Genomic DNA, 23,455 nt, shown 5'->3' on the forward strand with positions numbered 1-23,455 from the left:
GTACGGCCTTTGGCCAGGTGTGGCATCGGGCCGGACGGCCGGGGTCCCCGGTCGACGGGCTACGTCGACCGGGGACCCCGGACCGTTCCTGGATCAGGCGTTGACCGTCTCCGGGCGGTGATCGGTGCTGCCCGCGCCGGTGTTGCCATCGACGTCCGAGTCGGACATCGCGATGCCCTTGCGCTTGCTGAACACCACCGACGCCACGATGATCAGCGTCGCGACCAGCGCGATGCCGACCCGCAGGCCGACGTTGCGGTCGTCGCCCACGCTCCAGGCCACCACCGCGGGCGCGATCAGCAGCGAGACCAGGTTCATCACCTTGATCAGCGGGTTGATCGCCGGGCCGGCGGTGTCCTTGAACGGGTCACCGACGGTGTCGCCGATGACAGTGGCGGCGTGCGCCTCGGAGCCCTTGCCCCCGTACGCGCCGTCCTCGACCAGCTTCTTGGCGTTGTCCCAGGCCCCACCGGAGTTGGACAGGAACACCGCCATCAGGGTGCCGGCACCGATCGCACCGGCCAGGTACGCGGCGAGCGCGCCGGGCCCGAGGCCGAAGCCGACAGCGATCGGCGCCAGGATGGCGAGCAGACCGGGGGTCATCAGCTCGCGCTGTGCGTCCCTGGTGCAGATGTCGACGACCTTGCCGTACTCCGGGCGCTGGGTGCCGTCCATGATGCCGGGCAGCTCACGGAACTGCCGGCGGACCTCCATCACCACGGCACCGGCCGAGCGGGACACCGCGTTGATGGCCAGCCCGGAGAAGAGGAAGACCACCGCCGCGCCGATGATCAGGCCGACCAGGTTGCGCGGGTTCGCCACGTTCAGCGAGTTGAGGATCTCCGTCCCGACGTCGCCCACCCCAGCCGTCGCGTACGCGCTGCGGAGCGAGTCGGTGTACGAGCCGAACAGCGCGGTAGCGGCGAGCACCGCCGTGGCGATCGCGATGCCCTTGGTGATCGCCTTGGTGGTGTTGCCGACCGCGTCCAGCTCGGTCAGCGTGCGAGCGCCGTGCTCGTCGAGGTCACCGGACATCTCGGCGATGCCCTGCGCGTTGTCGGAGATCGGCCCGAAGGTGTCCATCGCGACGATCACGCCGACGGTGGTGAGCAGGCCGGTGCCGGCCAGCGCCACAGCGAACAGCGACAGCGTGATGGAGCTGCCGCCGAGCAGGAACGCCCCGAAGACGCCGGCGCCGATCAGCAGGGCCGAGTAGACAGCCGACTCCAGGCCGATGCTGATGCCGGCCAGGATCACTGTCGCCGCACCGGTCTGCGAGCTCTTGCCGATGTCCTGCACCGGGCGCCGGTTGGTCTCGGTGAAGTAGCCGGTCAGCGCCTGGATCGCGGCGGCCAGCACGATGCCGATGACCACCGCGCCGATGGCGACCAGCCGGGGGTTGCCGGGCGCGTCGGTGAGCCCGCTGTCGAACTCGCCGAAGGTCGCCGGCAGGTACGCGTAGGCGGCGATCGCCACCAGCACAGCGGAGAGCACCGCCGACAGGTAGAAGGCCCGGTTGATCGCGGTCAGGGCGTTACGGTCGGACGCGCGCAGCCGGGTGATGAAGACACCGACGATAGCGATCAGCACGCCGATGGTGGAGATGATCAGCGGGAAGACCAGGCCCTCCTCGCCGAACGCGGCGCGGCCGAGGATCAGCGCGGCGACCAGCGTCACCGCGTACGACTCGAACAGGTCGGCGGCCATGCCGGCGCAGTCACCGACGTTGTCGCCCACGTTGTCGGCGATGGTCGCGGCGTTGCGTGGGTCATCCTCGGGGATGCCCTGCTCGACCTTGCCGACCAGGTCGGCGCCGACGTCGGCGGCCTTGGTGAAGATGCCACCGCCGACCCGCATGAACATCGCGAGCAGCGCGGCGCCGAAGCCGAAGCCCTCCAGCACGGTCGGCGCGTCACCCCGGTAGAGCAGGACGACCAGCGCGGCACCGAAGAGGCCGAGGCCGACGGTGAAGAAGCCGACGACCCCCCCGGTTCGGAACGCGATCTTCATGGCCGCCTCGCGGCCGCCTGCTCGCTCCCTCGCGGCGGCGGCCACGCGCAGGTTGGCCCTGGTGGCCAGCCACATGCCGGCGCCGCCGATGAACGCACTGAACAGGGCGCCCACCACGAAGAAGAGTGAGCGGCCGATCTTCACAGCGAGTTCACTGCCATCAGTGTCGTGCACCGGAAGCAGGAAGAGCAGCACGACGGCGATGACGACGAAGATCGCCAGGGTGCGGAATTGCCGGAGCAGGTAGGCCGAGGCGCCCTCCTGGACCGCCCCCGAGATCTCCTGCATTTTCTCGGTGCCCTTACCAGCGGCCAGCACCGTTTTTGTCAGGGCGGCAGCGAAACCGAGTGCCACCAGCGCGACAACCGCGGCGATGACGACGTAGGTGACATTGCTTCCGGTAAGGGAAAGCCCGCCGCCGTCAGCGGCCAAGGTCTCGGACATCTGTGTCCTCCTGTTACCGAACACTCGCGCCGGTGAGTGGAGACGCACTGACCGACGCCTGGATGCGGACTCGCAAGCGCGCGCCAACCCACCAGCGGACCAGCGATGAACACCCATACCCGCTGGGTGCGGGATAGGTCACTTGCTGACAACCCGGGTACTGTAGCCCTCCGCAGTGTTGGAGGTCACACCCAGGTGGCACCGTGTCGCGATGATCTTCGTCGCTGTGTTATGAAACGAAATCTGATATAGGGCCCCATCCATGCAAAGAAGGCCGCATCCCCAGCAGGGGACGCGGCCTACGCAGCGAGACTGGTCAGCGGCCGACCGGCCACACCATCCGCACCTCGGTGCCGATGCCCTCGTCGACCGGGCGCACCTGGAGGTCCTCGACGAAACCGGCGAGCAGCGCGAAGCCGACGCCGGTGGTCAGCGCCTCATCGGTCAGCGACTCGTTGGCCAGCTCGTCCGGTGGCAGCGCGGTCAGACCGATACCCGCCTCGATCGGCGCCCGGTCCACCACCCGCACGGCGTACGAGCCACCGTCGGACATCTCCACCAGCACCGGGTCGGCCAGGCCGTACTGCCGGTGCAGGGCCACCGCGCGCGTGCACGCCTCACCGATGGCCAGGCGCACCTCGTCCAGCAGTTCCTCCCGCACCCCGGCCCGCCGGGCGACGGCGACGCCGACCAGGCGGGCGGTGCGCACGTGCACCGGAGCGGGCGAGAAGGAGAGCTTGACTGTCGCCATCACGCGCCGGCGCCCGCCGAGTCAGCGCTGATCGCCGCGTCGACCGTCGGGTGCAGCGGAAACACCTGGTCCAGCGCGGTGATCCGGAAGATCTTGAGCAGCGGTTCCTTGTCGCAGACCAGCGCGAACGAACCGCCGGTCGAGCGGAGCCGCTTGAGCGCGCCGACCAGCACGCCCAGCCCGGTGGAGTCGAGGAAGTCCACCCGACCGAGGTCGACCACCACGTGACGGGCGCCACCGTCGATCAGTTCGAGGAGTCGCTCACGGAGCCGGGGCGCGGTGTAGACGTCCACCTCACCACCGACCTCGAGCACCGTGTGCTCGCCCACGGTGCGGGTCGCCAGTGACAGCTCCATCGGTCCTCCTCGCCAGAGCCGTAAACTCTCGTGGGCATCTAACCACTACCGCCGGGACGGCCTGCGGACGCCAGCGGAGGCTTCCCCTTACCCCGGTGTCCGACTTTTCATCTCCGAACACCAGTGCGAGAGTGCAGGGCGTGACCTCCAACGACTTCAGCTCCGCGCGGGGCACGCCGCGCCACGACCTGGAGTCGTCGTCCGCGGCCACCGTATCCGCTGGTCCCGGCCCTGGACCAGCGCCAGCCGACCTGCTGCGCCGGCTACGCGCCCGGGGTGCCGCCGACCCGGTCACCCACGTCGAACGGGTGCCGGCCCGCGCCGGCGTGCCCGCGCCGTGGCCGTCGTGGGCACCTGCGGAGTTGCGGGCGGCGTTCACAGGACGCGGCGTGGTCGCCCCCTGGCAGCACCAGGCGCAGGCGGCCAACCTTGCGTACGAGGGCCAGCACGTGGTCGTCGCCACCGGCACCGCGTCCGGCAAGTCACTGGCGTACCAGCTGCCCGCCCTGGCCACACTGCTCGCCGACCCCCGGGCCACAGTGCTCTACCTGGCGCCGACCAAGGCGCTCGCCGCGGACCAGTTGCGCGCCGTCGCCGCGCTGGAACTGGAGGGTGTACGCCCCGCCTGCTACGACGGGGACACTCCGCGAACCGAGCGGGAGTGGATCCGGCGGCACTCCCGGTTCGTGCTGACCAACCCGGACATGCTGCACCACGGCATCCTGCCCGGGCACGCCCAGTGGTCCGGCTTCCTGCGCCGACTCGCGTACGTGGTGATCGACGAGTGCCACACCTACCGGGGCGTGTTCGGCTCGCACGTCGCGCACGTGCTGCGTCGGCTGCGTCGGCAGTGCGCCAGGTTCGGGGCCACCCCGGTGTTCGTGCTCGCCTCGGCCACCTCCGGCGACCCGGCCACCGCGGCCGGACGGCTGACCGGCCTGCCGGTGACAGCGGTCACCGAGGACGCCTCCCCCCGTGGCGGGGTGACCTTCGCGCTCTGGGAACCGCCGCTGCTGCCGCCCGACTCGTCGGCCGCTTCGCTGGTGCCGCCGCAGGCGACCGGCGAGCACGACGAGCTTCACCAGGTCCGCCGGTCGGCGCTGCGCGAGACCGCGGACCTGCTCGCCGACACTGTCGCCGAGGGGGTACGCACCCTCGCGTTCGTCCGCTCCCGCAAGGGTGCCGAGGTGGTGGCCGCCAACGCGCGTCGAGCGCTGGACGACGCCGTTCCGGGGCTCGGCGACCGGGTGGCCGCCTACCGGGGCGGTTACCTGCGGGAGGAGCGACGCGAGCTGGAACGGGCCCTGCTGCACGGCGACCTGCTCGGCCTGGCCTCCACCAACGCGCTGGAGCTGGGCGTGGACCTGGTCGGGCTCGACGCGGTGCTGATCTGCGGCTACCCGGGCACCAGGGCGTCGCTGTGGCAGCAGGCGGGCCGCGCCGGGCGTTCCGGGCAGGAGGCCCTCGCGGTGCTGGTGGCCCGGGACGACCCACTGGACACCTACCTGGTGCACCACCCGGAGGCGATCTTCGGCGCGCCGGTGGAGGCGACGGTGCTCGACCCGGCCAACCCGTACGTGCTGGCACCGCAACTGGCCTGCGCCGCGGTGGAGGCACCGCTCACCCCGGCCGACCTGACGCTCTTCGGCGAGGGGGCGAAGGAGGCGGTCGACCAGTTGGTCGCGGCCGGGGCGCTGCGGCAGCGGCCCACCGGTTGGTACTGGCGGCACCGGGAACGGCCCGAGGTGGACCTGCGCGGCGAGGGCGGCGCTCCGGTCGCCGTGGTGGAGTCGTCGACCGGCCGGCTGCTCGGCACTGTCGACGGTGGCTCGTCGCACTTCCTGCTGCACTCCGGCGCCGTCTATCTGCACCAGGGCGTCTCGTACGTGGTCGACCAGCTCGACGTGGTCGACGGTTGCGCGCTGGTACGCGCCGAGGAGCCGGACTGGTCCACCCACGCCCGCGACGTCACCGACCTGTCAGTGGTGTCGGTGCGCTCCTACGTGGACGCCGGGCCGGTCGGCATGTTCCTCGGCGAGGTGGATGTGACAAGCCAGGTGGTGTCGTACCAGCGGCGGCGAATCGCCACCGGCGAGGTGATCGACACCCGGCCGCTCGACCTGCCCACCCGGGAGCTGCGCACTGTGGCGGTCTGGTTCACCCTGTCACCGCAGTCGCTGGCCGCCGCCGGGGTCCAGCCGGCCGACGTGCCGGGTGCGCTGCACGCCGCCGAACACGCCGCGATCGGCCTGCTGCCGCTGATGGCGACCTGCGACCGGTGGGACATCGGTGGGCTCTCCACCGCCGTGCACCCGGACACCGAGGCGCCGACCGTCTTCGTCTACGACGGGCATCCGGGTGGCGCCGGGTTCGCCGAGCGGGCGTACGGGACGGCGTCGGCGTGGCTGCGGGCCACCCGGGACGCGATAGCGGAGTGCGGCTGCGAGACCGGATGCCCGTCCTGCGTGCAGTCACCGAAATGCGGCAACGGCAACAATCCCCTCTCCAAGCCGGACGCGATCCGGGTGCTCGACGTGGTGTTGACGAACCTGCCGGACTGAGCGGCTTGCATGAATCGGCATGGCACGGGGCACAATGGTGTGGGAGCGCTTCCATCGATGCCCATGTTGCTGATCGCCCCCCGTGCCCGAGGAGAAGCTGTGGCCGACACCATCGCCGAGACCGTCGACCTGCTCTACACCATCGACCAGGACAATCTCACCCTCGACCAGCAGATCGCGCTGGGGTCGGCGTTGGCCGCCCTGGCCCAGGCGGAACGGCTGGAACAGATCAACGAGCGGCTGCGCGGCATTCACCAGGTGCTCAACACCTGGTCGCTGCGGACCGTGACCTCCGTCGACAGTCGCTGAGGTCGCCGGGAGTGATCCTGCAAGGGCACCAGTGGTCACTCCGTGCTGGGTAGTCGTCCAACGGGCTCGACGGCTACCCAGCCGCAAGCGATCATGGACAGCAGGGGGCGCGACGGTTGTCGGGCTGTGCGAGACTCCGGCGCACCAACCCCCAGAGGAGTGCACATGCAGCTCGACAACTTGCAGGGCCAGCACCAGTTCCACATCCGCCAGCGACTGCGCATGATGGTCAACCAGTACGAGGTCCGGGCGGTCGCCCCCGACGGCACCGAGGGTGAGCTGCTGGCGTTCGCGCAGCAGAAGCGACTCGCCTTCAAGGAGCAGGTGACCATCTACACGGATGACTCCAAGCAGCAGCCCCTGCTCGGCTTCAAGGCCCGCCAGCGCATCGACCTGGGTGCCACGTACGACGTCACCGACGCGGCGGGCAACCCGATCGGCCTGTTCCGCAAGGACTTCGCCCAGTCGCTGCTGCGCTCCACCTGGCACGTCGAGCAGGCCGGCCTGCCGCAGGTGACGGGCCAGGAGCGCAGCATGCCGGTGGCGCTGCTGCGTCGATTCGTCGACTCGCTGTCCTGGCTGCCGTACCACTTCGACTTCACCGCGGGGGGCCAGCCGGTCTTCACCGTGGTCAAGAAGTGGGGCCTGCGCGACAAGTACGTCGTCGAGGTGCAGAACCCGCAGATCGACCGCCGCCTGGTCATCGCGATGGCCGTCGCCCTCGACGCGCTCCAGGCCCGCTGACACACCCGGCCCGGACCAGGGCTCTGCGGTGACCCTCGGCGGTCGCCGTCGCGGCCACCCGATCCTCGGCTGCCGGCCGGGACCTGGACCTCGACCAGTCCCGGCCGGCAGGCCGTTGGACCGCGCTCTGCTCTGGCCGCGCCCGGCTGGCACGCCGTCGGGCCGCGCTCCCGGGCGGGAGGCCGTTGGACCGCGCGCCCCGGCCGGCGGGGCCGTTGGACCCTCCTCAGGCGAGAGGCCACTGGCGACTCGGCCCCTGACGGCTCCGGTCCCCCTTTTGAGCTGATGTCGCAAACGCATCACCCTTGATGTCGTCACCGATTCAGCTCCACAGCACCCACCAATCCCACCCCGGTTCCCGGCTCCTCGAGCAGGCACCGGCCAGTGAGGGTCAGCCCCGCACCGGGCCGGCGCGGGCGCTCGCTACGGCCACCCGGGTCAGGCCGGGTAGTGGCGTGAACGCCACCTCGACTGTCACCAGCACGTCCAGCCCGTCGAGGTGACAGCCGACCAGCCGACCATCGTTACGACCGGCGAGGTCGGACGCGGACGCGCAGGCCACAGCGTCGCCGTCGAGCGCCCGGACGGCCCCGGCCAGCGCGCCGAGGTCGGCTGCTACGGCCGCTCGCTGGCTTGCCATTCCGGCGGCGACGATGGCGGCGCCGAACGTCCCGAACACCACGAGGACGAGCCCCATCGCCAGCAGCAGAACCGTCGCGCCGCCTCGCTGCCGGTCCGACCGGCCACCAACGAGCCCTCCGGCGGCCGGTGGATGACCGGGGCGGTGTGACGGATCGTCAGTTCGTGGCACTACCAACTCCCCTCGTGAGTGCCCGGCTCGACGGCGGCGACGGCGGTGGCGACCACTGTGATCCGCGGCAGCCGGCCGCCCAGGGCCCGGACGGGTGCCCGTACCGTCGCCTGCGCCCGGTCGCCGTCGACGGACACCGACACCGCCGCCCCCGGGGGCGCCGCCCGGCCACCTACCGCGCTGCCATCCGCGCCCCGGGCGGCGGCGAGCGCCGCCTCCCGAGCGGCGTGCAGACAGCCCGCCTGCGCGGTGACGGCGTTGACGGCGGTCAGGCCGGCCAGCAGGAGCAGGAGCAGCGCCGGCAGGCCGGCCGCCAGTTCGGCGGTGAAGGAACCCCGGTCCCCGCCAGCAGCCCGGACGAGGACGGGAAGTCTCCGCCCGGCGCATGCCGCCAACCCGGGAACGCTCGACCCTGACTCGCGGCCGGCCCGCCGGCGCGCGATCACTTCAGCGCCCGGTCGATGACGGCGGTCAGCGCCGACTGGACGTTGCCGGAGGTCAGCACCTTCAACAGGATCCCGGCGAAGGCGACCGCGGCGAGGGTGCCCACGGCGTACTCGGCCGTGTTCATCCCGGCATCGCCACGCAGGCGAGCGATGAGTTTGCGCATGACTGTTTCCCTTCTCGATGGGTCAGAGCACATCGCCGAGAACGGCGACGATCACCGGCACGAGGCCGGCGAGAATGAACGCCGGCAGGAAGCAGAGCCCCAGCGGCAGGACGATGAGCACACCCGCCCGGCGGGCCGAGGCCTCGGCGGCGGTGGCCCGGTCGGCGCGCAGGTCGTCGGCGAGCCGGGTCAGTGCGCCGGCCAGGGCGGCACCACTGTTTGCCGAGCGCAACGCTGCCGCGGTCAGGCGCTCAGCGCCGGGAACGCCGTTCAGCGCGGACCATGCCTCCGCTGGGCCACCACCAAGCAGCAGCGTGCGGCCAACCCGGGCCAACCGGCCGGCGAGCGGCCCGTCCAGCGCCTCGGCGACGGCCAGCACTGAGCGATCCACCGGCGCGCCCGCCCGCATCGCCGCCGCCAGCAGGTCGGCGGCGAGCGGTAGGTCAGCAGCCTCCTGCTGCCGCCGCCTACGCATTGCGGGCGACTCGATCCGCCGCAGCAGGACATCGAGCAGGAAGGCGACCGGGAGAGCACCGAGCAGCCCGAGCCAACCCTCGACGACGATGGCCACGGCGAGCCCGGCCAGCGCCGCCACCAGCCGGATCACGTCCGGCCGTCGCCGACTCGTCGAGCTGGGCTGGACCGCCGAGCTGGGCTGGCCGACCGGGTACCGGGCCGTCATCCGGCCCGCCCCGATGTCGCGCCCAGCCGTTCTGCCCAGAGCAGGCCCACGATCTGCAGGGCGACCGCGACGACAGCGCAGGCTCCACCGACGGTGCTGTGCAGGAGCACCGTCACCGGGTCGACGCCGATCCCGAACCCGAGCCCGATCCCGCCGATCGGCAGCGCCGCGAGTAGCCAGGCCGTGGCCCGCGCACCCGCCGCCTGGGCTGCCGCCGCGGCCAGGCCCCTGTCGGTTGCCCGGGCGTCCGCCTCGATCCGCTCGACGAGCTCCGCCAGCGGCGCGCCGGTCCGGTCGGCCAATCGCACCGCCGCCGAGGTCAACTGATGTAGGCGGTCCCCCCTGCCATGCTCAAGGTCCGCGACATCGAACGCGTGTGGCACGGGCAGGCCGGCCCGCAGGTCCGCCGCGAGGCCGCAGAGCTGGTCCAGTCCACGTCGCCTGTCCCGCTCGGCGCTCCGGTTCACTCGCCAACGCAGGGCAGCGCGCACGGCCAGCGTGCCGTACCCGGCCATCGCGACAGCGGCCACCGGACCCCCGACCACTGCACCCACACCGCCGCCGAGCAGACCGGCCACCGGCAGCACGCGGGCCGTCGATCGCGAGATGCGCAACGACGCAGGCGAACCCGGCCTTCTGGCGGCCGCGCCGACGCGCCCGTGAGCGCGGCAGTCAGCGATCGCGCGCCCATCGGACGCCGCCTCGGCGGACGCGCCCCGACAGCCAGCGTCCAGGTCGCCGTGCCCGTCCGCGGTTGCCGGACCGACGACGTCGTTCCGACCGGTCACGTCCACACCGTTGACGCCGATCGTGGTCGTGGCCGCCGAGGGGCCAGGCCGTTGTTCGGCGTCGAGCATGGTGGGGGCCAGTTCGGGGCGGATGGTGCCGGTCGGGCGTCGAGGATCCCGACGGGCCGGCGGGCGCGTCGGGCCCTCCGGACGCGTGAACCCGCCTGCCGCTCCCGGCCACCTCGGGCTGCCTGTTACGTCCCGGTCGGGCCAACCGAGTGCCGTCCGTCTTCCGTTGGCATCCGCGGTAGGTGCCGAGTCGAACCCGATGCCGGCCGGATGGCCCTTGGTCGGGGCGGCGCCAGCGGCGTCGACCGGCCCGTCCGGCGTGCGACCGAGTTCCCTGATCCACCGCACCAGGGCGTCATCCGGATCGGCGCCGCCGCCCCTCCGTCCCGGTGCCAGCACGCGACGTCGACGGGCCCGAATGCTCAGTACGGGCCACGCCACCAGGGCGGCGGCGACCAGGAGCAGCGCCGCCACCAGAATCGTCTCGGGGGTCATACCGGACCGGCCGATCCGGGCCAGGGCTCGCTGAGGATGGGCGGCACCGCCACCCCACGCTCGCGCAGCAGCGCCCCGAGGGCACGGGCGGCGAGACCGAGCCCACTGCCGCGTACCCAGGCGGGCACCACTGTCACCATCCGATCGGGCCCCTCGGGCAGCAGCAGGCAGACCGACTCCAGGACCCGACCACGTTCGCCGCGTCGCACCTGGAACAGCACCTGCAACGCGGCGGCCACCTGGGCGTGCAGCGCGGCGCGGGGCAGCCCACCCAACATGCCCAGGGCCTCCAACCGGGCCGGCACGTCCGACGGTGTGTTGGCGTGCAGGGTGCCGGCACCCCCGTCATGGCCGGTGTTGAGCGCGGCCAGCAGGTCGACCACCTCAGCGCCCCGGCACTCCCCGACCACCAGCCGGTCCGGGCGCATCCGCAACGCCTGCCGGACCAGGTCCGCCAGGCTGACCACGCCCGTGCCCTCCACATTGGCGGTACGTGCCTGGAGCCCCACCACGTGCGGATGCCCCGGACGCAGCTCGGCGGCGTCCTCCACCAGCACGATCCGTTCGGTGGCCGGCACCATCCCCAGCAGGGTGTTGAGCAGTGTCGTCTTGCCCGACCCGGTGCCTCCGGTCACCAGGTACGCCAGTCGGGCCGCCACGACTGCGGCGAGCAGTGGTGCCAGCGGTCGCGGCACGGTCCCCTGGCGCACCAACTCGTCGAGGGTGAACGGCCGGTGCCGGAAGGTCCGCAGCGACAGGTAGGGACCGTCGGTCGCCACCGGCGGCAGCACGGCGTGCAGTCGGGTGCCGTCGGGAAGCCGCGCGTCCGCGTACGGGGAGCCGTCGTCGAGCCGCCGCCCCGCGCTGGCGATCAGCCGCTGCGCCAGCCGGCGGACATCCTCCACCGAGCCCACCGGGACGGCGACCTGGTGCAGCCCCGACCCTCGATCGACCCAGACCCGGGCGCCGTTGACGAGGACGTCGGTGACCTCCGGGTCGGCGAGCAGCGACGCCAACGGCCCAGCGCCGACGAGGTCGTCACGCACCCGGTCGGCGATCCGCAGCATGGCGGTGTCACCGAGCACTGCGGCGGCGGGCTCGGCCCGTACCGCGGAGACGATGGCCGCCGCGGTGACCGGGGTGGTGGCGGCGGCGATCCGCTGCCGCACCCGGGCGGCGAGCGTGCCGTCCTCCGGCCCGGCGGTCATGCCGCACCCGCAGCAGGCACGCCGGTGAGGTCGCTGACGATCCGTTGGCAGAGGGCGGCCAGTGGGCCCTTGCCCCCGGCTGCCGGCGCCTCGCCCCGTTCCAGCCCACGGCAGAGCCCTGGCTCGGGGCGCAGCGTGCCGGCCAGCGGAAGACCCAGCGCGCGTGCCACCTCGGACGCCCGCAACCGCCCCGGCGCAGGCCCGCGCACCACCACAGCGAGCGCAGCGCAGTGCGGGGCGGCAGCGGCCACCACCCGAGTGGCCGCAGCGGTGGCACGCAACTCGGCCGGCACGACGACGAACGCCTGGTCGGCGGCTTGCAGCGCCACCACCGCCGCGTCGTCAAGCTGTCGGGGAAGGTCGATCACCACGAAGTCCCGCCCGCGCCGGGCCGCGTCGACTGTCGCCGCCATGGCCGTCGCCGGCAACGGCAGCATCTCGCCGCGGTCCCAGGAGAGCACCACGAGATCACCCCGGCTGGGCAGGGCCTGCACCAGCGCCGGGGCGTCCACCCGCCCGTCGGCGCTGGTGAGGGACGGCCAGCGCAGGCCTTCCAACTGCTCCCAGCCCAGCACGAGGTCGAGGCCACCACCGAGCGGGTCGGCGTCGACCAGGAGGGTGCGCAGCCGGGCCCGGGCGGCGGTCACCGCAAGACCACCGGCGAGCACGCTCGCGCCCGCACCGCCCCGACCACCGAGGACCGCGACGACCCGGGCGCCGACGCCGACCGGACGGTCCGGATCGTGTTCGGCGAACCGGTCCACCAGCCACGGCTCTGCGGCCGGCAGCGTGGCGACGTGCTCGGCCCCGATCAGCTCGGCGATCTGCCAGCCGGGGTCGAGTTGACCAGCCCGGCCGAGCAGCACCAGCCGTGGCCGTTGCGGCAACCGGGCGCGTAGGCAGGCCTGCGCCTGATCGGCGCCGAGCAACACCAGGGGCGCGGGAAGCCACCGGGTGCGGGCGGCCGCTGGATCGCGGGCGAGCTCCACCTCGGTCCCGCCGACGGCGGCGAGCCGGAGGACATCATCGAGCAGATCGTCGTCGCCGGTGACGACCAGCGGGAGCCGGCGGATCGGCGGAACCGTTGTACGGGGTGGCATCGCGGCCTCCAGCGGTCGGGCTCTGGTATGCCGCCGACCCTGCTCGGAATCCGCCCCACGAGCCGTCCCGATGTCGTCACCTGTGGACAACCTGGTGGGCTGTGGAAAACCCCCACTCGAACAGTTGATCTGCTACGAGCGCGGGCAACTCCGCAGCTACTGCCGCTGCGGGAAAGACAGCGGGGCCGCTCCCGGAAGGAGCGGCCCCGAACGTCGGCGATCAGCCGACCCGGTCGGTCCAGGCGGCGTCGAGGATCACCTGGTACGAGCTGATCCGCACGGGCGACAACGTCAACCGCTCGTGAGCGAGCAGTTCGCCCGTCCTCGGATCGAAGACCAGCAGAGATTGCGCGTCGTGTTCGCTGTCGTCGAAGGTGACGGCGACTCCAGGTCGGCCGGCGCGGTCCGTGACCTGCCCCCGCCAGCGGAACCCGGGGACGTCGGCGAGGACCCGCAGGACCGCCGCTCGGGTCGCACGCGGTACGACGTACCGGCCATAGAGCGTGCTGACCTCCTTGCTCGCCGCGGCGGGACCGTACTCAACCTTCAACAGTTCCCGCAGCTCGGACGGGACAGCCGTCGGTGGGCTGAGGTCCATGGGCGGCAGCGGATACCCGTTGGGAGCGGGGGTGCTGCCGGCCGCTGGCGGCGAATCGAGTCTGCGCTGCCAGTAGGTCCGTGACTCCTGATCGGGGTACTGCGGCTCCAGTTGGGTGTTGACCTGGCTACCGGTCCCGTCGGCGGCCTGCCAGACCTTCGTCTCGCCGGCGAAGGCGACGAGGTGGCGACCGTCGGCCGAGGTCATCACCGGATCACCCCACACCTTCGTGTGGTGGTACATGTAGCGTCCGCGCTGGTGGTCGTACGCCGCATCTTTGATCTTGTCAGCCAGCCTGCGTAGCTGCGGACCGGCGGCCGGCGGATCCGCGTCGAACTGGTACGCGACCGGCACGAGTACCGTGCCCGTCGCCGAGCCCGGGGTGTCCGGTGTGGCCGCACCGAACGGCTGGAGCACCGCCACGGCACCGGCCGCGACCGCCAGTGTCCCGGCCGCCAGGACCAGCCGGCGGTTCGGACGTACGTGACGACGCCCGGCGACCGTTTCGGTAGCGTCGGCGCGGTCGATCAGTTCGCGTGCCGAGACCAGCGGCGGCTCGACGGCGGCGTTCCGGGCCGGGTCGGCCGGGCCCAGAAGAGTACGGGTGCGTTCTGCTCCGAACATCACAGATCCTCTCGGATGGTCGCCAACACCGGTCGACGTCGGGTCTGCGCGAGCCGGGCCGACATCGCTTCGGCTAGACGACGGCGGGCGCGATGCAGGCGCACTGCGGCGGTCGCCCCGGTGCAACCGAGAACCTTGGCCGCCTCGGACACCGTCAGCTCCTCCCAGCCGACCAGCCGGAGGATTTCCTGGTCGAGGTCGTTGAGGGTGGCCAGGGCGGTCCAGATGTCGGCGACCCCGACGCTCGTGTCGGCACCCGACGATCCGGCCAGTCGCTCGAGGCCGACTTCGGTGATCGGGAGCAGGTCCGGTGCGGCCCGCCGCGACCGCCAGTGGTTGGCGAGGATGCGCCGGGCCACCCCGTACAGCCAGGGCAGGCTGCGCTCCGGCACCTCGGCGCGGCGACGCCAGGCGACGACGAAGACCTCCTGGGCAAGTTCCGCCGAGGCATCCCGGTCAGCGAGCCGGCGCAGGCCGTATCGGACTATGTGCTCGTACTCGGTGGCGTAGAGACTGGTGAACCAGCCCTCGTCCCGCGTCTTCGGTGGACCCACCCGAACCCCCATTGCCTCGGCGACTCTCACAGTGGCTTGTGTCGCTGAGGACCGGAGGATTACCGCGCGACCGAGGGCGGGTGCCGCCCAGCGGGAGATCGAGCGTTGCGGTCAGTCGTCGATCGCCTGGTAGACGGTGGTCCAGAAGTCGTGCCACATCGGCAGCCGCTGGTCGCCCGCGTGCGCCCGCTGCATGAACACGATCGTCGACAGGTCCTCGGTGGGATCGTTGTACCAGGCGGTGCCGTAGAAGCCGGGCCATCCGTAACTGCCGACCGAGGGCCCGAGGTGCGTACGGCGGGTCCGGACCGACATTCCGAAACCCCAGCCGATGGCGTCGAAGTAGCCGGGCCAGAACCCGGAGAGGGCTTTCTGCGTCGGGGTCAGCTGGTCGCTGGTCATCAGCGACACCGCCGGCCGCGACAGCACCCGCTCGCCGCGGTGGGCGCCGCCAGCGAGCAGGGCCGAGGCGAACGCGAGGTAGTCCTGGGCGGTCGAGACGAGCCCGCCGCCACCGGACTCGAACATCCGCGGTCGACTGAACCGCCCGTCGGGGGCGTCTTCGACAACCGGCTCGCCGGTGGCGGCGTTGTCCTGCTCGTACGCCGTCGCGAACCGGTCGATGCCCTCGCTACCCACGTTGAAGGCGGTGTCGGCCATTCCCAACGGCTTGCAGACCCGCTCACGGATGGCGTCGCCGAAGGACATGCCGGTGGCCCGGGCGATGAGCACACCCGTCACGTTGGCGGCGGTGTCGTACATCCAGCGCTCACCTGGCTGGTGCACGAGCGGAAGGGCACCGAGCTGGCGGATCCACTCGCCCGGCGACTGATACTCGAGTGCGTCCAGCGCGTCGGCGATCGGCACGGTTCCCGGCTCGGCGGGGACCATGCCGGTGCCAAGGGTGCCGTCCAGGACGTCCCGCAGTGTTATCGGGCGCTCCGCCCTGACGGTGTCGTCCAGCGGACCGTGCGGATCGGCGAGCACCGTCATATCCGCCAACTCCGGCAGGAGATCGTCGACCGGGTCATCGAGGCGGACTGTGCAGTCCTCGACGAGGGTCATCGCACACGCGGCGACGATCGGCTTCGACATCGAGCCCAGGCGACAGATCGTGTCGGCCGCCATCGGCGTCTGCGACCCGGGGCCCTGGAACGCGAGCTGACCCGTCGCCTCGATGTGCACCTCGCCGTGCCGGGCGAGGACGACCACCATGCCCGGGACGAAACCGGACTCGACGTGGCGCTCAAGCAGCCCTTGCAGCCGAGTCAAGCGCTTCGACGAGAAGCCGCCAGCAGCCACCTGTTCCCTCCCCAGCTCGTCCCGCTTGGCAAATTACACGGCAGGCGGCCGTCGCGCGGTCCGCGACTAGGTTGAGCGGAGAGCATCCGAGCCGTTCCACTCATCGACGAATCTAGCTTTCATCGCGCGGACGGGGACTCATAGTGCGAAGTAGCCGCTGCGGTGGCGCGCTCCCATGGAAAGGGACGACCCCCGTCTGGGGGATGCGGACACAAGCTACCGGCCGCTGGCAGCTGGTGGCGGCCCTCGTCGACGAGCAGGTGCAGGGCGTCGTCGGTTCACGTCCCGCGTTGGCCCGCATTGAGGCTCGCGCTGCCTTTTGCTGCCTCGCTGGCTGGCGCCTCGCTTACAACTTCTGTGCAGCTCATCCGACATCCTCCCTGCCGGGATCTAGAAAACACGGACAACCGCCAATAAGCTGCCGGGATGGACGAGGAAGAGGGCATTGAGGAAGACCTACTAGAGACTGGCGACCCTGAAGCAGCAAAGAACTACTCAGCCGAAAAGCCGGCCGATCTGGTACAACTGGCTGAACGTGCTGCAAACGCATCAATTCCGGTAGAGTGGAGATCGTATGTGACGATGCGTTCGAATGGCGACGTCACAGAAAGGGCTACTCAATGGTATTTGCATATATCCCTGCCCGGCGGCGGCAAGGATCGCAAGACATTTAGCATCAGCAGATCGCGGGCCGGCGACTGGGCGAGCAGCAACTTCGAAAGCCTGGTGCTCCTTAAGAATTTCGCCGCAGCACTAGACCGCTCCACTAATGTTATCGAAGCAATGGTGCAGCCACGCTATGCCCTGAAATCGACGCTTCAAATGCTTCATCGAAAAGCCCGACACGACGACGCACCTGATGAATTGAAGAGCGCCTCCCTCGCCGAAGATGCGCTTGCAATCACCTCTACCTCCAACGGGATAGTCGCGAGTGCGGAAATCTCGCCAGCGAGCGCCGGACTCGGGGCGACGGAAGGCACGCGCCTAGGTTACTCCCTCAAGGTGCGACTCAATTCGGCTTTGTCGTATGACGCATCAGTGAAACTGCTTGAAGAATTCTCGGCCGCGTTATTCTTTGAGATGGACTTGCTCTACGACCTTCCACTCTCCCTGTCCGAAAGCAGGCGTCAGCGAATTCGAAGCGATGCGAGAGAGAGGCCGTCTGAAACCCTCAAGGCACCGACAGTGCCGCGAAACTTCTATTCCGTCGAGGCCGCATCTTTATATGCTTACGGGCGATCCGCGAGTGGCATGCCCCTGCTCCAGTATTTGGCCTTCTATCAGGTGCTTGAGTTCTACTTCCCCACCTACGCACGCAGCGAGACCGTTCGACGCTTTCAACGTAGGTTGAGAGACCCGGCCTTCGATCCAAACAACGGAAATCAAGTGGCCACCTTAGTGACATTCCTAAACGCCGAAGCGCGCGCATTGCAGTACGAAGAAGAGCAACTAAAAGCGACCGTGGATTCCTGCATAGACAGCAACGACCTGCGCTCATTTTTGGAGCAGTCAGACGATCGCAGGGAGTTCCTTACCAAAAAGAATGCGCTTAAGGGCGTCGGTCATCTCGTCTTGGACGAGAAGTCCAACGCTGGCTCCCTGACCAGCCAGGTTGCTTCGCGTGTTTACCAGATTCGCTGCCGGATCGTTCACGCCAAGGAGGACGGCGGCCCGAAACGCGGAGAATTGCTACTGCCGAATAGTGCCGAGGCAAAGATGCTGCAGCATGATATTAGTCATGTCCGTTGGATCGCTCAGAGAGCTCTAATTCAAGCCGCGATTCGCAGTAATTGGTGACATGCAGTCCATCTCGCCATCCCGCCTGCAATCGACCCGCCCTCCCGGGGAGCGGTCCGCCGCCCGGCCCGCCACGTCAAGCGGACCTTGACGCCCGTACGGACGCTGGCGGGTCGGGCGGTGGTCTGCTCGGCTCGTGCGGGGTCGATGGCAGGCGGGATGGCTCCCCACCGCAACCGCCCACGGACCGTGACGCGCCGAATGCAGCCCTGGCCATCCTGGAGCCGGAGCGCCCCGCCGGAGGCGCAGTAACCGCGCCCCCGCGACCGCCGTCAGTTCGCCGACGCGGCGAGCGTGCGCTTCCCTACGCCGCGCGGGCTCGTGGCCGCGCGGCCGGCCGGCTGCCGGCCCACCTCCTCCCCTCCACGTCCCTGTCGTCCTGCGGCGGCCCCTTGGGCTTCCCGCTTCCGCGCCAGCAGCCGGTCGCGTTGCGTGGCCGGAGTCGGAGCGACGGACGCTCACCCTGCGGCAGCGAGTGCGGCCCCTTCAGGGCCGCCTTGAAGACGTACAGAGAATCTGGGCTAAAGAGCCTTGCCGTGCTCCGCATAGGTGGCGTTGCCGCTGTTGCGGGATGCGATCGCTGTGCGAATTCTGCGAGTGAGTCGAGGCGGTCCGTAATGTTCCAGGTCGTCTGCGGTCACGTAGCGCCAGTCGGTGAGTTCACCATCCGCAAAGTGAATGGCCTGCACTTGCTCCCTAGTGAGAGTTCCGGCGTCGAAAATGAAGAGGAGTTTGTCTCCTTCGTGCTCGGCCGGCGCCCAGTCAACGACGAGCATGGGGCCGACGGCCGTGGTTAAGCCCAACTCCTCTTCGATCTCGCGCAAACACGCCGTACGTGGTGACTCGCCGGGTTCGACGTAGCCGCCGGGGATGTCCCAGTGCTTCTTGTAGCTGGGCCGTACGAGGAGCACGCGGCCTTCGTCGTCGAAGAAGAGAGCACCAGCAGCGACGCGTGGGGTTGCCACTGGTGGCATCTCGTTGGCCGGCACCAGCGCAGCCTAGTTCGACCGGGTTCAGTCGAGCACCCTGAGCCGCTGGGCCAGGCCGACCAGTTCGGCCGAGGGCTTGCCCCGTTGCCGGCGGATCCAGGTCAGGGCGAGTTGGCGGCTGAGGAAGTGATGCCGGACCTGCTCGGGTGCCATCTGTTCGGCGTCAAGGATGACGGCCTGGGCATCATCGACGCGGTTCCAGGCGCTGTAGGCGCGGGCGACTTCGAGGGCGTGCCGCACTCGGCGCTCCATCGGCAGCCCGGCGGTGTCGACGCGCGGGCCGAGGTCGATGGCGACCTGCAGATCGCCCAGTTCGGCCGCGGTGGCAACGCGATGGATCACGACGTTGGTCGGGCCGAACGCGGTCCAGAGGTGGTTGGCGTCTGCCCCGAGCTGACCGGCGACTTGATCGGCGGTGGCGAGAAAGGTGCGGGTGGTGACGGCGTCGTTGGATCGGGCGGCGGCCATGGAGCCGGACAGGAAGAGGGTCCCGTAGACGGAGAGCAGCGCTGGTGTGGCGTGCTTGAGGTGGGGCTCAAGGTAGCCGGCGGCGTCCTCGGTGAGGCGTACAGCTTCGGTGTAGCGCCCGGTGGCGTGCAGGGCATGTCCGACGGAGCGGAAGAGGGAGCCGGTTATGAGCGGGTCGCCGGTGGGGCGGACGGCGGTCAAGCCGCGGTCGGCGGCAATCCAGGCGAGGTCGCTCTCTCCAAGCTTGGTGAGTTGGGTGGCCGCGAGTTGATATGCCAGGCCGAGGAGCCGACGAGCCTGGTCCTGGTCGTCGCCGTCGTAGTAATCGGCGGCGGCCTGGGCGCGGCGCAGCAGCTCGGGCAGACGGCCGGTGACGTACGCGAATCGGGAGTCTTGGTAGGCGTCCCAGAGGGCGCCTACCTCCTTCCTGAGTACGGCGACGCTGGATGGCTCGTTCTCCGTGCCGCCGCTGAACGGGCCGAGGGCGCGGTAGTTCATCAGAGCGGCGCGTAGGGCGGGGACGGTCGTGGTGCCGCTGTCGCCGGTCCAGTCGAGCAGCGAGGGTTCGCCGAGCAGGTCGCCGAGGGACACGTCCAGGACTTCGGCGAGGGACTTGATGACGGAGAGCCGGTCCAGCTCGATCCGGTTGTTCTCGATCTTGCCCAACCAGTCGGCGGTGCGGCCGATGAGTCCGGCCAAGACTTCCTGGGACAGGCCGCGTCGGTAGCGGTACCAGGCGACGCGTTCGCCGATGGTCAGGTTGCTGGTTCTTCCGCGCACTGGTTCACCATCTCCCCTCGGCCGGCTCCGACCCCGGAAGGATTTTCCGGGTAGCTGGGCGGTATGTGCCACAACCTGGCTGCATGACGGGGCTCAAAGCATCGACCAACTGCCAATCCTGCTCGGGCGCGGGCTGGAAGTACGCCCTCGCCCGCACGGCGGTCCGGGCAATCGGGCGTGGTGCGGAGTGGACTCATGCTTTCGAGCGGCGTCCGCGCCCGGATTGCGCGGGTTCCGGTCGCGCGGCGACGTGCTGAGGCTGGCCCGGGGTGAGTGCTGGCGTGAGACCGCGACCCGAACGACGGCCCATGAATGGCCCACCCGCCCCGGCGCCTCGCACAGCCACGCCTCGCCGGCCGGGTGTCCTCGTTCCGGGTGACCTGGTGCTGATTGACGCTCGGGCGTCGGTGCAGTTCGGCGGTGATCGGGCTCTGTGGTTGCGGGTGACCTCGGTCTGCGACAAGCCGACGTACCACGGCTGGGTGTGGCTGACCGGCTACTCCATCGACCTGGCTACCGGCAAGGCCCTGGCACGGCGGGAAGTCTTCGCCCAGATCGCCGGCCTCCAGATCCAGCAACACACGACCGACAGCGCGCCGCCCTCTCAAAAACACGGCGCCAATGACGAGGAGATTCGGTGTTTGATGTTCGGGTACGACTCGGCGCGGTGCTGGACATCGACGCGGTCGATCGTCTTTTGCCATCAGACGGGCCGGTGCGGTTGTGGGTAACCGGGGTACGGCTGGTGGCTAACCGCCCGCCGAGCGACGAGTGGATCTGGGTCGAGGGCTTCAGGCTCTCTCCGTCAGGCCGTCGAGGCTCTCAAGCACAGATCCTGGTACGCGCAACTAAGCTTCCACCGGAGGACTCAGTCGATGGAGCGTCCCCGGCGGCGTGACAAATCGGAACGGCCGGGAACAGCAGGCGGACCTCCGACCGCTGCGGCGGCGCTGGCGCGCTCGGCACCTTTACACGCACAGGCCCGAGCACTACGCCGAAGGCCCGGCTGGCCTTCGCTGCCGATTCGCTGACTTTCTGCCCGTCGCCTCGACCGGCCGGGCCCGCAGACGCGCCTCACCTGGCCGGAAGCGCTCCCCGGAAAGGGACGACCCCCGTCGGGGGGAGACGGGGGTCGTCGGAGGTTCGGCTCCGGGGGGGTCGAGCCGAACCACTCAGCGGTCACGGGGGGTGCAACCGCTGAGGGTCTGCCTGTTTCGAGGATGTGAAAGCTCGTCGTACGGACAAGTCTGCCTGAGCGGGCCCGTCACGTCGAGTGGTGCTGCCTCCACTCACTGCGAAAATCTCCTCGCAGAGTGTGAGCGTGATCACGCGGAGCGGAGAGCCCGCAGGTCTGAGGGGTGGCATGACCCCGGGCACCCGCCGACGATAGACCATCCGGCTAGACTTTCGCGCCGTGGGCCGAAGTGCCGCTTTCTTCGATCTGGACAAGACCGTCATCGCCAAGTCGAGCGCCCTGGCGTTCGGTCGGCCGTTCTACCGGGATGGGCTGATCACCCGGCGTGACGTGGTCAAGTCGGCGTACGCGCAGCTGATGTTCCGGCTGGGCGGCACCGACGAGCAGACCATGGCCCGAACACGGGACTACCTGGCTGCGCTCTGCAAGGGCTGGCAGGTGGAGCAGGTCCGCCAGATCGTCGCGGAGACGCTGCACGAGCTGATCAACCCATACGTGTACGCCGAGGCCGCCGCCCTGATCGAGGAGCACCAGGCGGCCGGGCGGGACGTGGTGCTGGTGTCGGCGTCCGGTGAGGAGATGGTCCGGCCGATCGGCGAGCTGCTCGGGGTGACCGACGTGATCGCCACCCGGATGACGGTGCGGGACGGCCGGTACAGCGGCGAGGTCGAGTTCTACGCGGCCGGCCCGAGCAAGGTCGAGGCGGTCAGCGAGTTGGCCGCCGCCCGGGACTACGACCTGGCTGATTCGTACGCCTACTCCGACTCGTACAGCGATCGCCCGTTGCTGGAGTGCGTCGGCCACCCGAGTGTGGTCAACCCGGACCGGCAGCTGCGCAAGTTGGCGTCGGAGAACGGGTGGCCGGTGCTGGAGTTCCGGCACCCGATCCCGCTGGGCCGGCGGCTGCGGGAACGTCCTGCGGTTCCGGTGGCCGCTGCGGCCCTGGGGGTCGGGGTGGGCGTGGCCATCGGCATCGCCTGGTACGGCCGGCACCGCCGAACCCGAGCCGCCACCACCGCCTGACCACCCGGCCCCACCCCCGTCCAGGTCGATCATGGGCTTGTGGTGGGCGCCTTCGGCCAATTGGCACCTTTTGCGGGGCACCACAACTCCATGATCGACACCGTGAGGACGGGCCGGTGGAACCGATGGACGCTCAGGCGGCGGCGAGGATCTCGTCTCCGATGGCGGTGAGCTGGTCGGTGCCGACCTCGACGGCGGCCATGTAGTGGCGTAGCCAGGAGCGCAGCCCGTCCGGGGTGCCGGTGGCGAAGGCACCGGCCGCGCCGACGTACTCGGGCTCCCGCTCGCGGTGTCCCGCGTCGACGGGGAGCAGGCCACGCGGGTCGAGGCCGCTGGCGAGCAGCACCAGCCGGGCCGCCCCGCGGGCCACCACGCCGGACGGCCCGGCGAAGGGGCGCAGGTTCAGCAACTCCCCGTGTACGACAGCGGCGAGCACCAACGGGGAGACCTTCGTGCCGCCGGCGACGAGGCCGGCCAGCCCGTCCAGCCGGGTGGCGACCACCGGGTCGGCGACCGGGCGGCCCAGCTCGGCTTCCGACACCAGGTCCCGTGCGGCGAGCACGTGCAGTTTCGCGAGCGCCTGGCGGGGCGCCTTCGGCCACAGCTCGCTCAGGCCCGGCAGCGCTCCGGCGACCCGCAGCGCCCCCTGGAGCACCGGGTCGGTGACGGTGCCGGCCCGGACCGCCTCACGTTCGTGCCCGGCCCCCTCAAGGGCCGCGCTGGCCACCGCGGAGCGGAGGCTGACCTCGGCGGCGACCTGTCCACCGTGCCGGCGCAGCGCCCGGTGCCCGAGCGCCTGGTCGAACCGCGCGCGGGCCTGCTCGACGGCGGCGGCGATGTCGGCGAGCGCGAGCAGGGGCGCGAGCGGGTCGGTGGTCACCCCGCCACGCTAACGACAGGGCCCGGCGCGGCGGGCCGCACCCGCCCGCAACGCGACCCGGACCACCCGCCCGGCGCGGCACCTCCGACCCGCCACGGCCGCAAACGACCCGGCGCGACCACGCAACCGACCCGGCACGGCCACAGAACCGACCCGGCGCGGCAGTCTCGGCAAGGTCAACACGGGTTCATGGAAACCGCGGAGTCCGCCTGACCTGGACACCGCGATTGCCGTGAACCCGTGTCGATCAAGGCGCTCGGGCCCACGCACGCGGAGACGGCTCGTGGCGATCGAGGCACTCCGCGCAGGGACGGGCCGCCGGGCGCGCGGCGGGGGCCACTCGGCGCGACGCAGTGGGCAGCCGTGG

General features: G+C 70.6%; 21 protein-coding genes and 1 pseudogene. 6 read left to right on the forward strand and 16 right to left on the reverse strand.

Annotation, left to right across the window (positions count from 1 at the left end):
• Positions 1 to 93: 93 nt before the first annotated feature.
• The 3 genes from AB0B94_RS01875 to AB0B94_RS01885 form a co-directional block, all read right to left on the reverse strand.
• Positions 94 to 2,454: a sodium-translocating pyrophosphatase gene (locus AB0B94_RS01875; protein ID WP_238668804.1), complete on the reverse strand. Its 2,361-nt coding sequence runs from the start codon at positions 2,452 to 2,454 to the stop codon at positions 94 to 96.
• Between the two features lie 316 nt (positions 2,455 to 2,770).
• A complete protein-coding gene (locus AB0B94_RS01880) occupies positions 2,771 to 3,208 on the reverse strand; it encodes an ATP-binding protein (protein ID WP_238668803.1) in 438 nt (145 codons plus the stop codon).
• Positions 3,205 to 3,561, reverse strand: a complete 357-nt coding sequence (locus AB0B94_RS01885) for an STAS domain-containing protein (RefSeq protein ID WP_357267322.1) — start codon at positions 3,559 to 3,561, stop codon at positions 3,205 to 3,207. Before AB0B94_RS01885 ends, AB0B94_RS01880 begins: the two co-directional genes overlap by 4 nt.
• A 140-nt stretch (positions 3,562 to 3,701) precedes the next feature.
• On the opposite strand from AB0B94_RS01885, the gene AB0B94_RS01890 reads away from it, so the two are divergent.
• The 3 genes from AB0B94_RS01890 (at position 3,702) to AB0B94_RS01900 (ending at position 7,175) form a co-directional block, all read left to right on the forward strand.
• A complete protein-coding gene (locus AB0B94_RS01890) occupies positions 3,702 to 6,122 on the forward strand; it encodes a DEAD/DEAH box helicase (RefSeq protein ID WP_357267325.1) in 2,421 nt (806 codons plus the stop codon).
• Positions 6,123 to 6,221: 99 nt separating this feature from the next.
• A complete protein-coding gene (locus AB0B94_RS01895; RefSeq protein WP_238668798.1) occupies positions 6,222 to 6,431 on the forward strand; it encodes a hypothetical protein in 210 nt (69 codons plus the stop codon).
• A gap of 165 nt (positions 6,432 to 6,596) precedes the next feature.
• Positions 6,597 to 7,175: a hypothetical protein gene (locus AB0B94_RS01900; protein WP_238668797.1), complete on the forward strand. Its 579-nt coding sequence runs from the start codon at positions 6,597 to 6,599 to the stop codon at positions 7,173 to 7,175.
• A 391-nt stretch (positions 7,176 to 7,566) separates the two neighbouring features.
• Here the strand turns inward: AB0B94_RS01900 and AB0B94_RS01905 are convergent, their stop codons facing one another.
• From AB0B94_RS01905 to AB0B94_RS01950, 10 genes and pseudogenes are all read right to left on the reverse strand, one after another.
• Positions 7,567 to 7,986 (reverse strand): Rv3654c family TadE-like protein, encoded by a 420-nt coding sequence (locus AB0B94_RS01905; protein ID WP_357267328.1) that lies wholly within the window; start codon positions 7,984 to 7,986, stop codon positions 7,567 to 7,569.
• Positions 7,986 to 8,381: a TadE family type IV pilus minor pilin gene (locus AB0B94_RS01910; protein ID WP_357267331.1), complete on the reverse strand. Its 396-nt coding sequence runs from the start codon at positions 8,379 to 8,381 to the stop codon at positions 7,986 to 7,988. The genes AB0B94_RS01905 and AB0B94_RS01910 overlap by 1 nt, the downstream gene beginning before the upstream one ends.
• Positions 8,382 to 8,428: 47 nt before the next feature.
• Positions 8,429 to 8,596: a DUF4244 domain-containing protein gene (locus AB0B94_RS01915; protein ID WP_081883916.1), complete on the reverse strand. Its 168-nt coding sequence runs from the start codon at positions 8,594 to 8,596 to the stop codon at positions 8,429 to 8,431.
• Positions 8,597 to 8,618: 22 nt separating this feature from the next.
• A complete protein-coding gene (locus AB0B94_RS01920; protein ID WP_357267334.1) occupies positions 8,619 to 9,278 on the reverse strand; it encodes a type II secretion system F family protein in 660 nt (219 codons plus the stop codon).
• Positions 9,275 to 9,868, reverse strand: a pseudogene (locus AB0B94_RS01925) (hypothetical protein); the annotation flags it as partial. The pseudogene AB0B94_RS01925 and the gene AB0B94_RS01920, both read right to left, overlap by 4 nt.
• Before the next feature lie 698 nt (positions 9,869 to 10,566).
• Complete coding sequence (locus AB0B94_RS01930) at positions 10,567 to 11,778, reverse strand: TadA family conjugal transfer-associated ATPase (protein ID WP_357267337.1); 1,212 nt, start codon at positions 11,776 to 11,778, stop codon at positions 10,567 to 10,569.
• Entirely contained in the window at positions 11,775 to 12,878 is a 1,104-nt protein-coding gene (gene ssd / locus AB0B94_RS01935; protein ID WP_357267340.1) for a septum site-determining protein Ssd, read from the reverse strand. Before ssd ends, AB0B94_RS01930 begins: the two co-directional genes overlap by 4 nt.
• A gap of 220 nt (positions 12,879 to 13,098) precedes the next feature.
• Positions 13,099 to 14,100 (reverse strand): CU044_5270 family protein, encoded by a 1,002-nt coding sequence (locus AB0B94_RS01940; RefSeq protein ID WP_357267343.1) that lies wholly within the window; start codon positions 14,098 to 14,100, stop codon positions 13,099 to 13,101.
• Positions 14,100 to 14,654, reverse strand: a complete 555-nt coding sequence (locus tag AB0B94_RS01945) for a sigma-70 family RNA polymerase sigma factor (RefSeq protein ID WP_357267346.1) — start codon at positions 14,652 to 14,654, stop codon at positions 14,100 to 14,102. The genes AB0B94_RS01940 and AB0B94_RS01945 overlap by 1 nt, the downstream gene beginning before the upstream one ends.
• 111 nt (positions 14,655 to 14,765) lie before the next feature.
• Positions 14,766 to 15,926, reverse strand: coding sequence for a serine hydrolase domain-containing protein (locus AB0B94_RS01950; protein ID WP_357267349.1), 1,161 nt, complete (start codon positions 15,924 to 15,926; stop codon positions 14,766 to 14,768).
• 456 nt (positions 15,927 to 16,382) lie between these two features.
• On the opposite strand from AB0B94_RS01950, the gene AB0B94_RS01955 reads away from it, so the two are divergent.
• Positions 16,383 to 17,753 (forward strand): hypothetical protein, encoded by a 1,371-nt coding sequence (locus AB0B94_RS01955; protein WP_357267351.1) that lies wholly within the window; start codon positions 16,383 to 16,385, stop codon positions 17,751 to 17,753.
• A gap of 521 nt (positions 17,754 to 18,274) precedes the next feature.
• Here the strand turns inward: AB0B94_RS01955 and AB0B94_RS01960 are convergent.
• Positions 18,275 to 18,742 carry an NUDIX hydrolase gene (locus AB0B94_RS01960; protein ID WP_357267354.1) on the reverse strand — a complete coding sequence of 156 codons (468 nt, stop codon included), beginning with the start codon at positions 18,740 to 18,742 and terminating at the stop codon, positions 18,275 to 18,277.
• Positions 18,743 to 18,766: 24 nt separating this feature from the next.
• Positions 18,767 to 19,990 (reverse strand): helix-turn-helix domain-containing protein, encoded by a 1,224-nt coding sequence (locus tag AB0B94_RS01965; RefSeq protein WP_357267357.1) that lies wholly within the window; start codon positions 19,988 to 19,990, stop codon positions 18,767 to 18,769.
• Positions 19,991 to 20,373: 383 nt separating this feature from the next.
• Between AB0B94_RS01965 and AB0B94_RS01970 the strand changes: the two genes are divergently transcribed.
• Positions 20,374 to 20,721 carry a hypothetical protein gene (locus AB0B94_RS01970; RefSeq protein ID WP_357267360.1) on the forward strand — a complete coding sequence of 116 codons (348 nt, stop codon included), beginning with the start codon at positions 20,374 to 20,376 and terminating at the stop codon, positions 20,719 to 20,721.
• A 683-nt stretch (positions 20,722 to 21,404) separates the two neighbouring features.
• Positions 21,405 to 22,208: an HAD-IB family hydrolase gene (locus AB0B94_RS01975; RefSeq protein ID WP_357267363.1), complete on the forward strand. Its 804-nt coding sequence runs from the start codon at positions 21,405 to 21,407 to the stop codon at positions 22,206 to 22,208.
• Positions 22,209 to 22,341: 133 nt separating this feature from the next.
• On the opposite strand, the gene AB0B94_RS01980 is transcribed toward AB0B94_RS01975, so the two are convergent.
• A complete protein-coding gene (locus AB0B94_RS01980) occupies positions 22,342 to 23,088 on the reverse strand; it encodes an oxidoreductase (protein WP_357267366.1) in 747 nt (248 codons plus the stop codon).
• Positions 23,089 to 23,455 lie beyond the last annotated feature (367 nt).

It is taken from the genome of Micromonospora sp. NPDC048986 (genome assembly GCF_040649335.1).
In the GTDB taxonomy this organism is placed as follows: domain Bacteria; phylum Actinomycetota; class Actinomycetes; order Mycobacteriales; family Micromonosporaceae; genus Micromonospora; species Micromonospora alfalfae.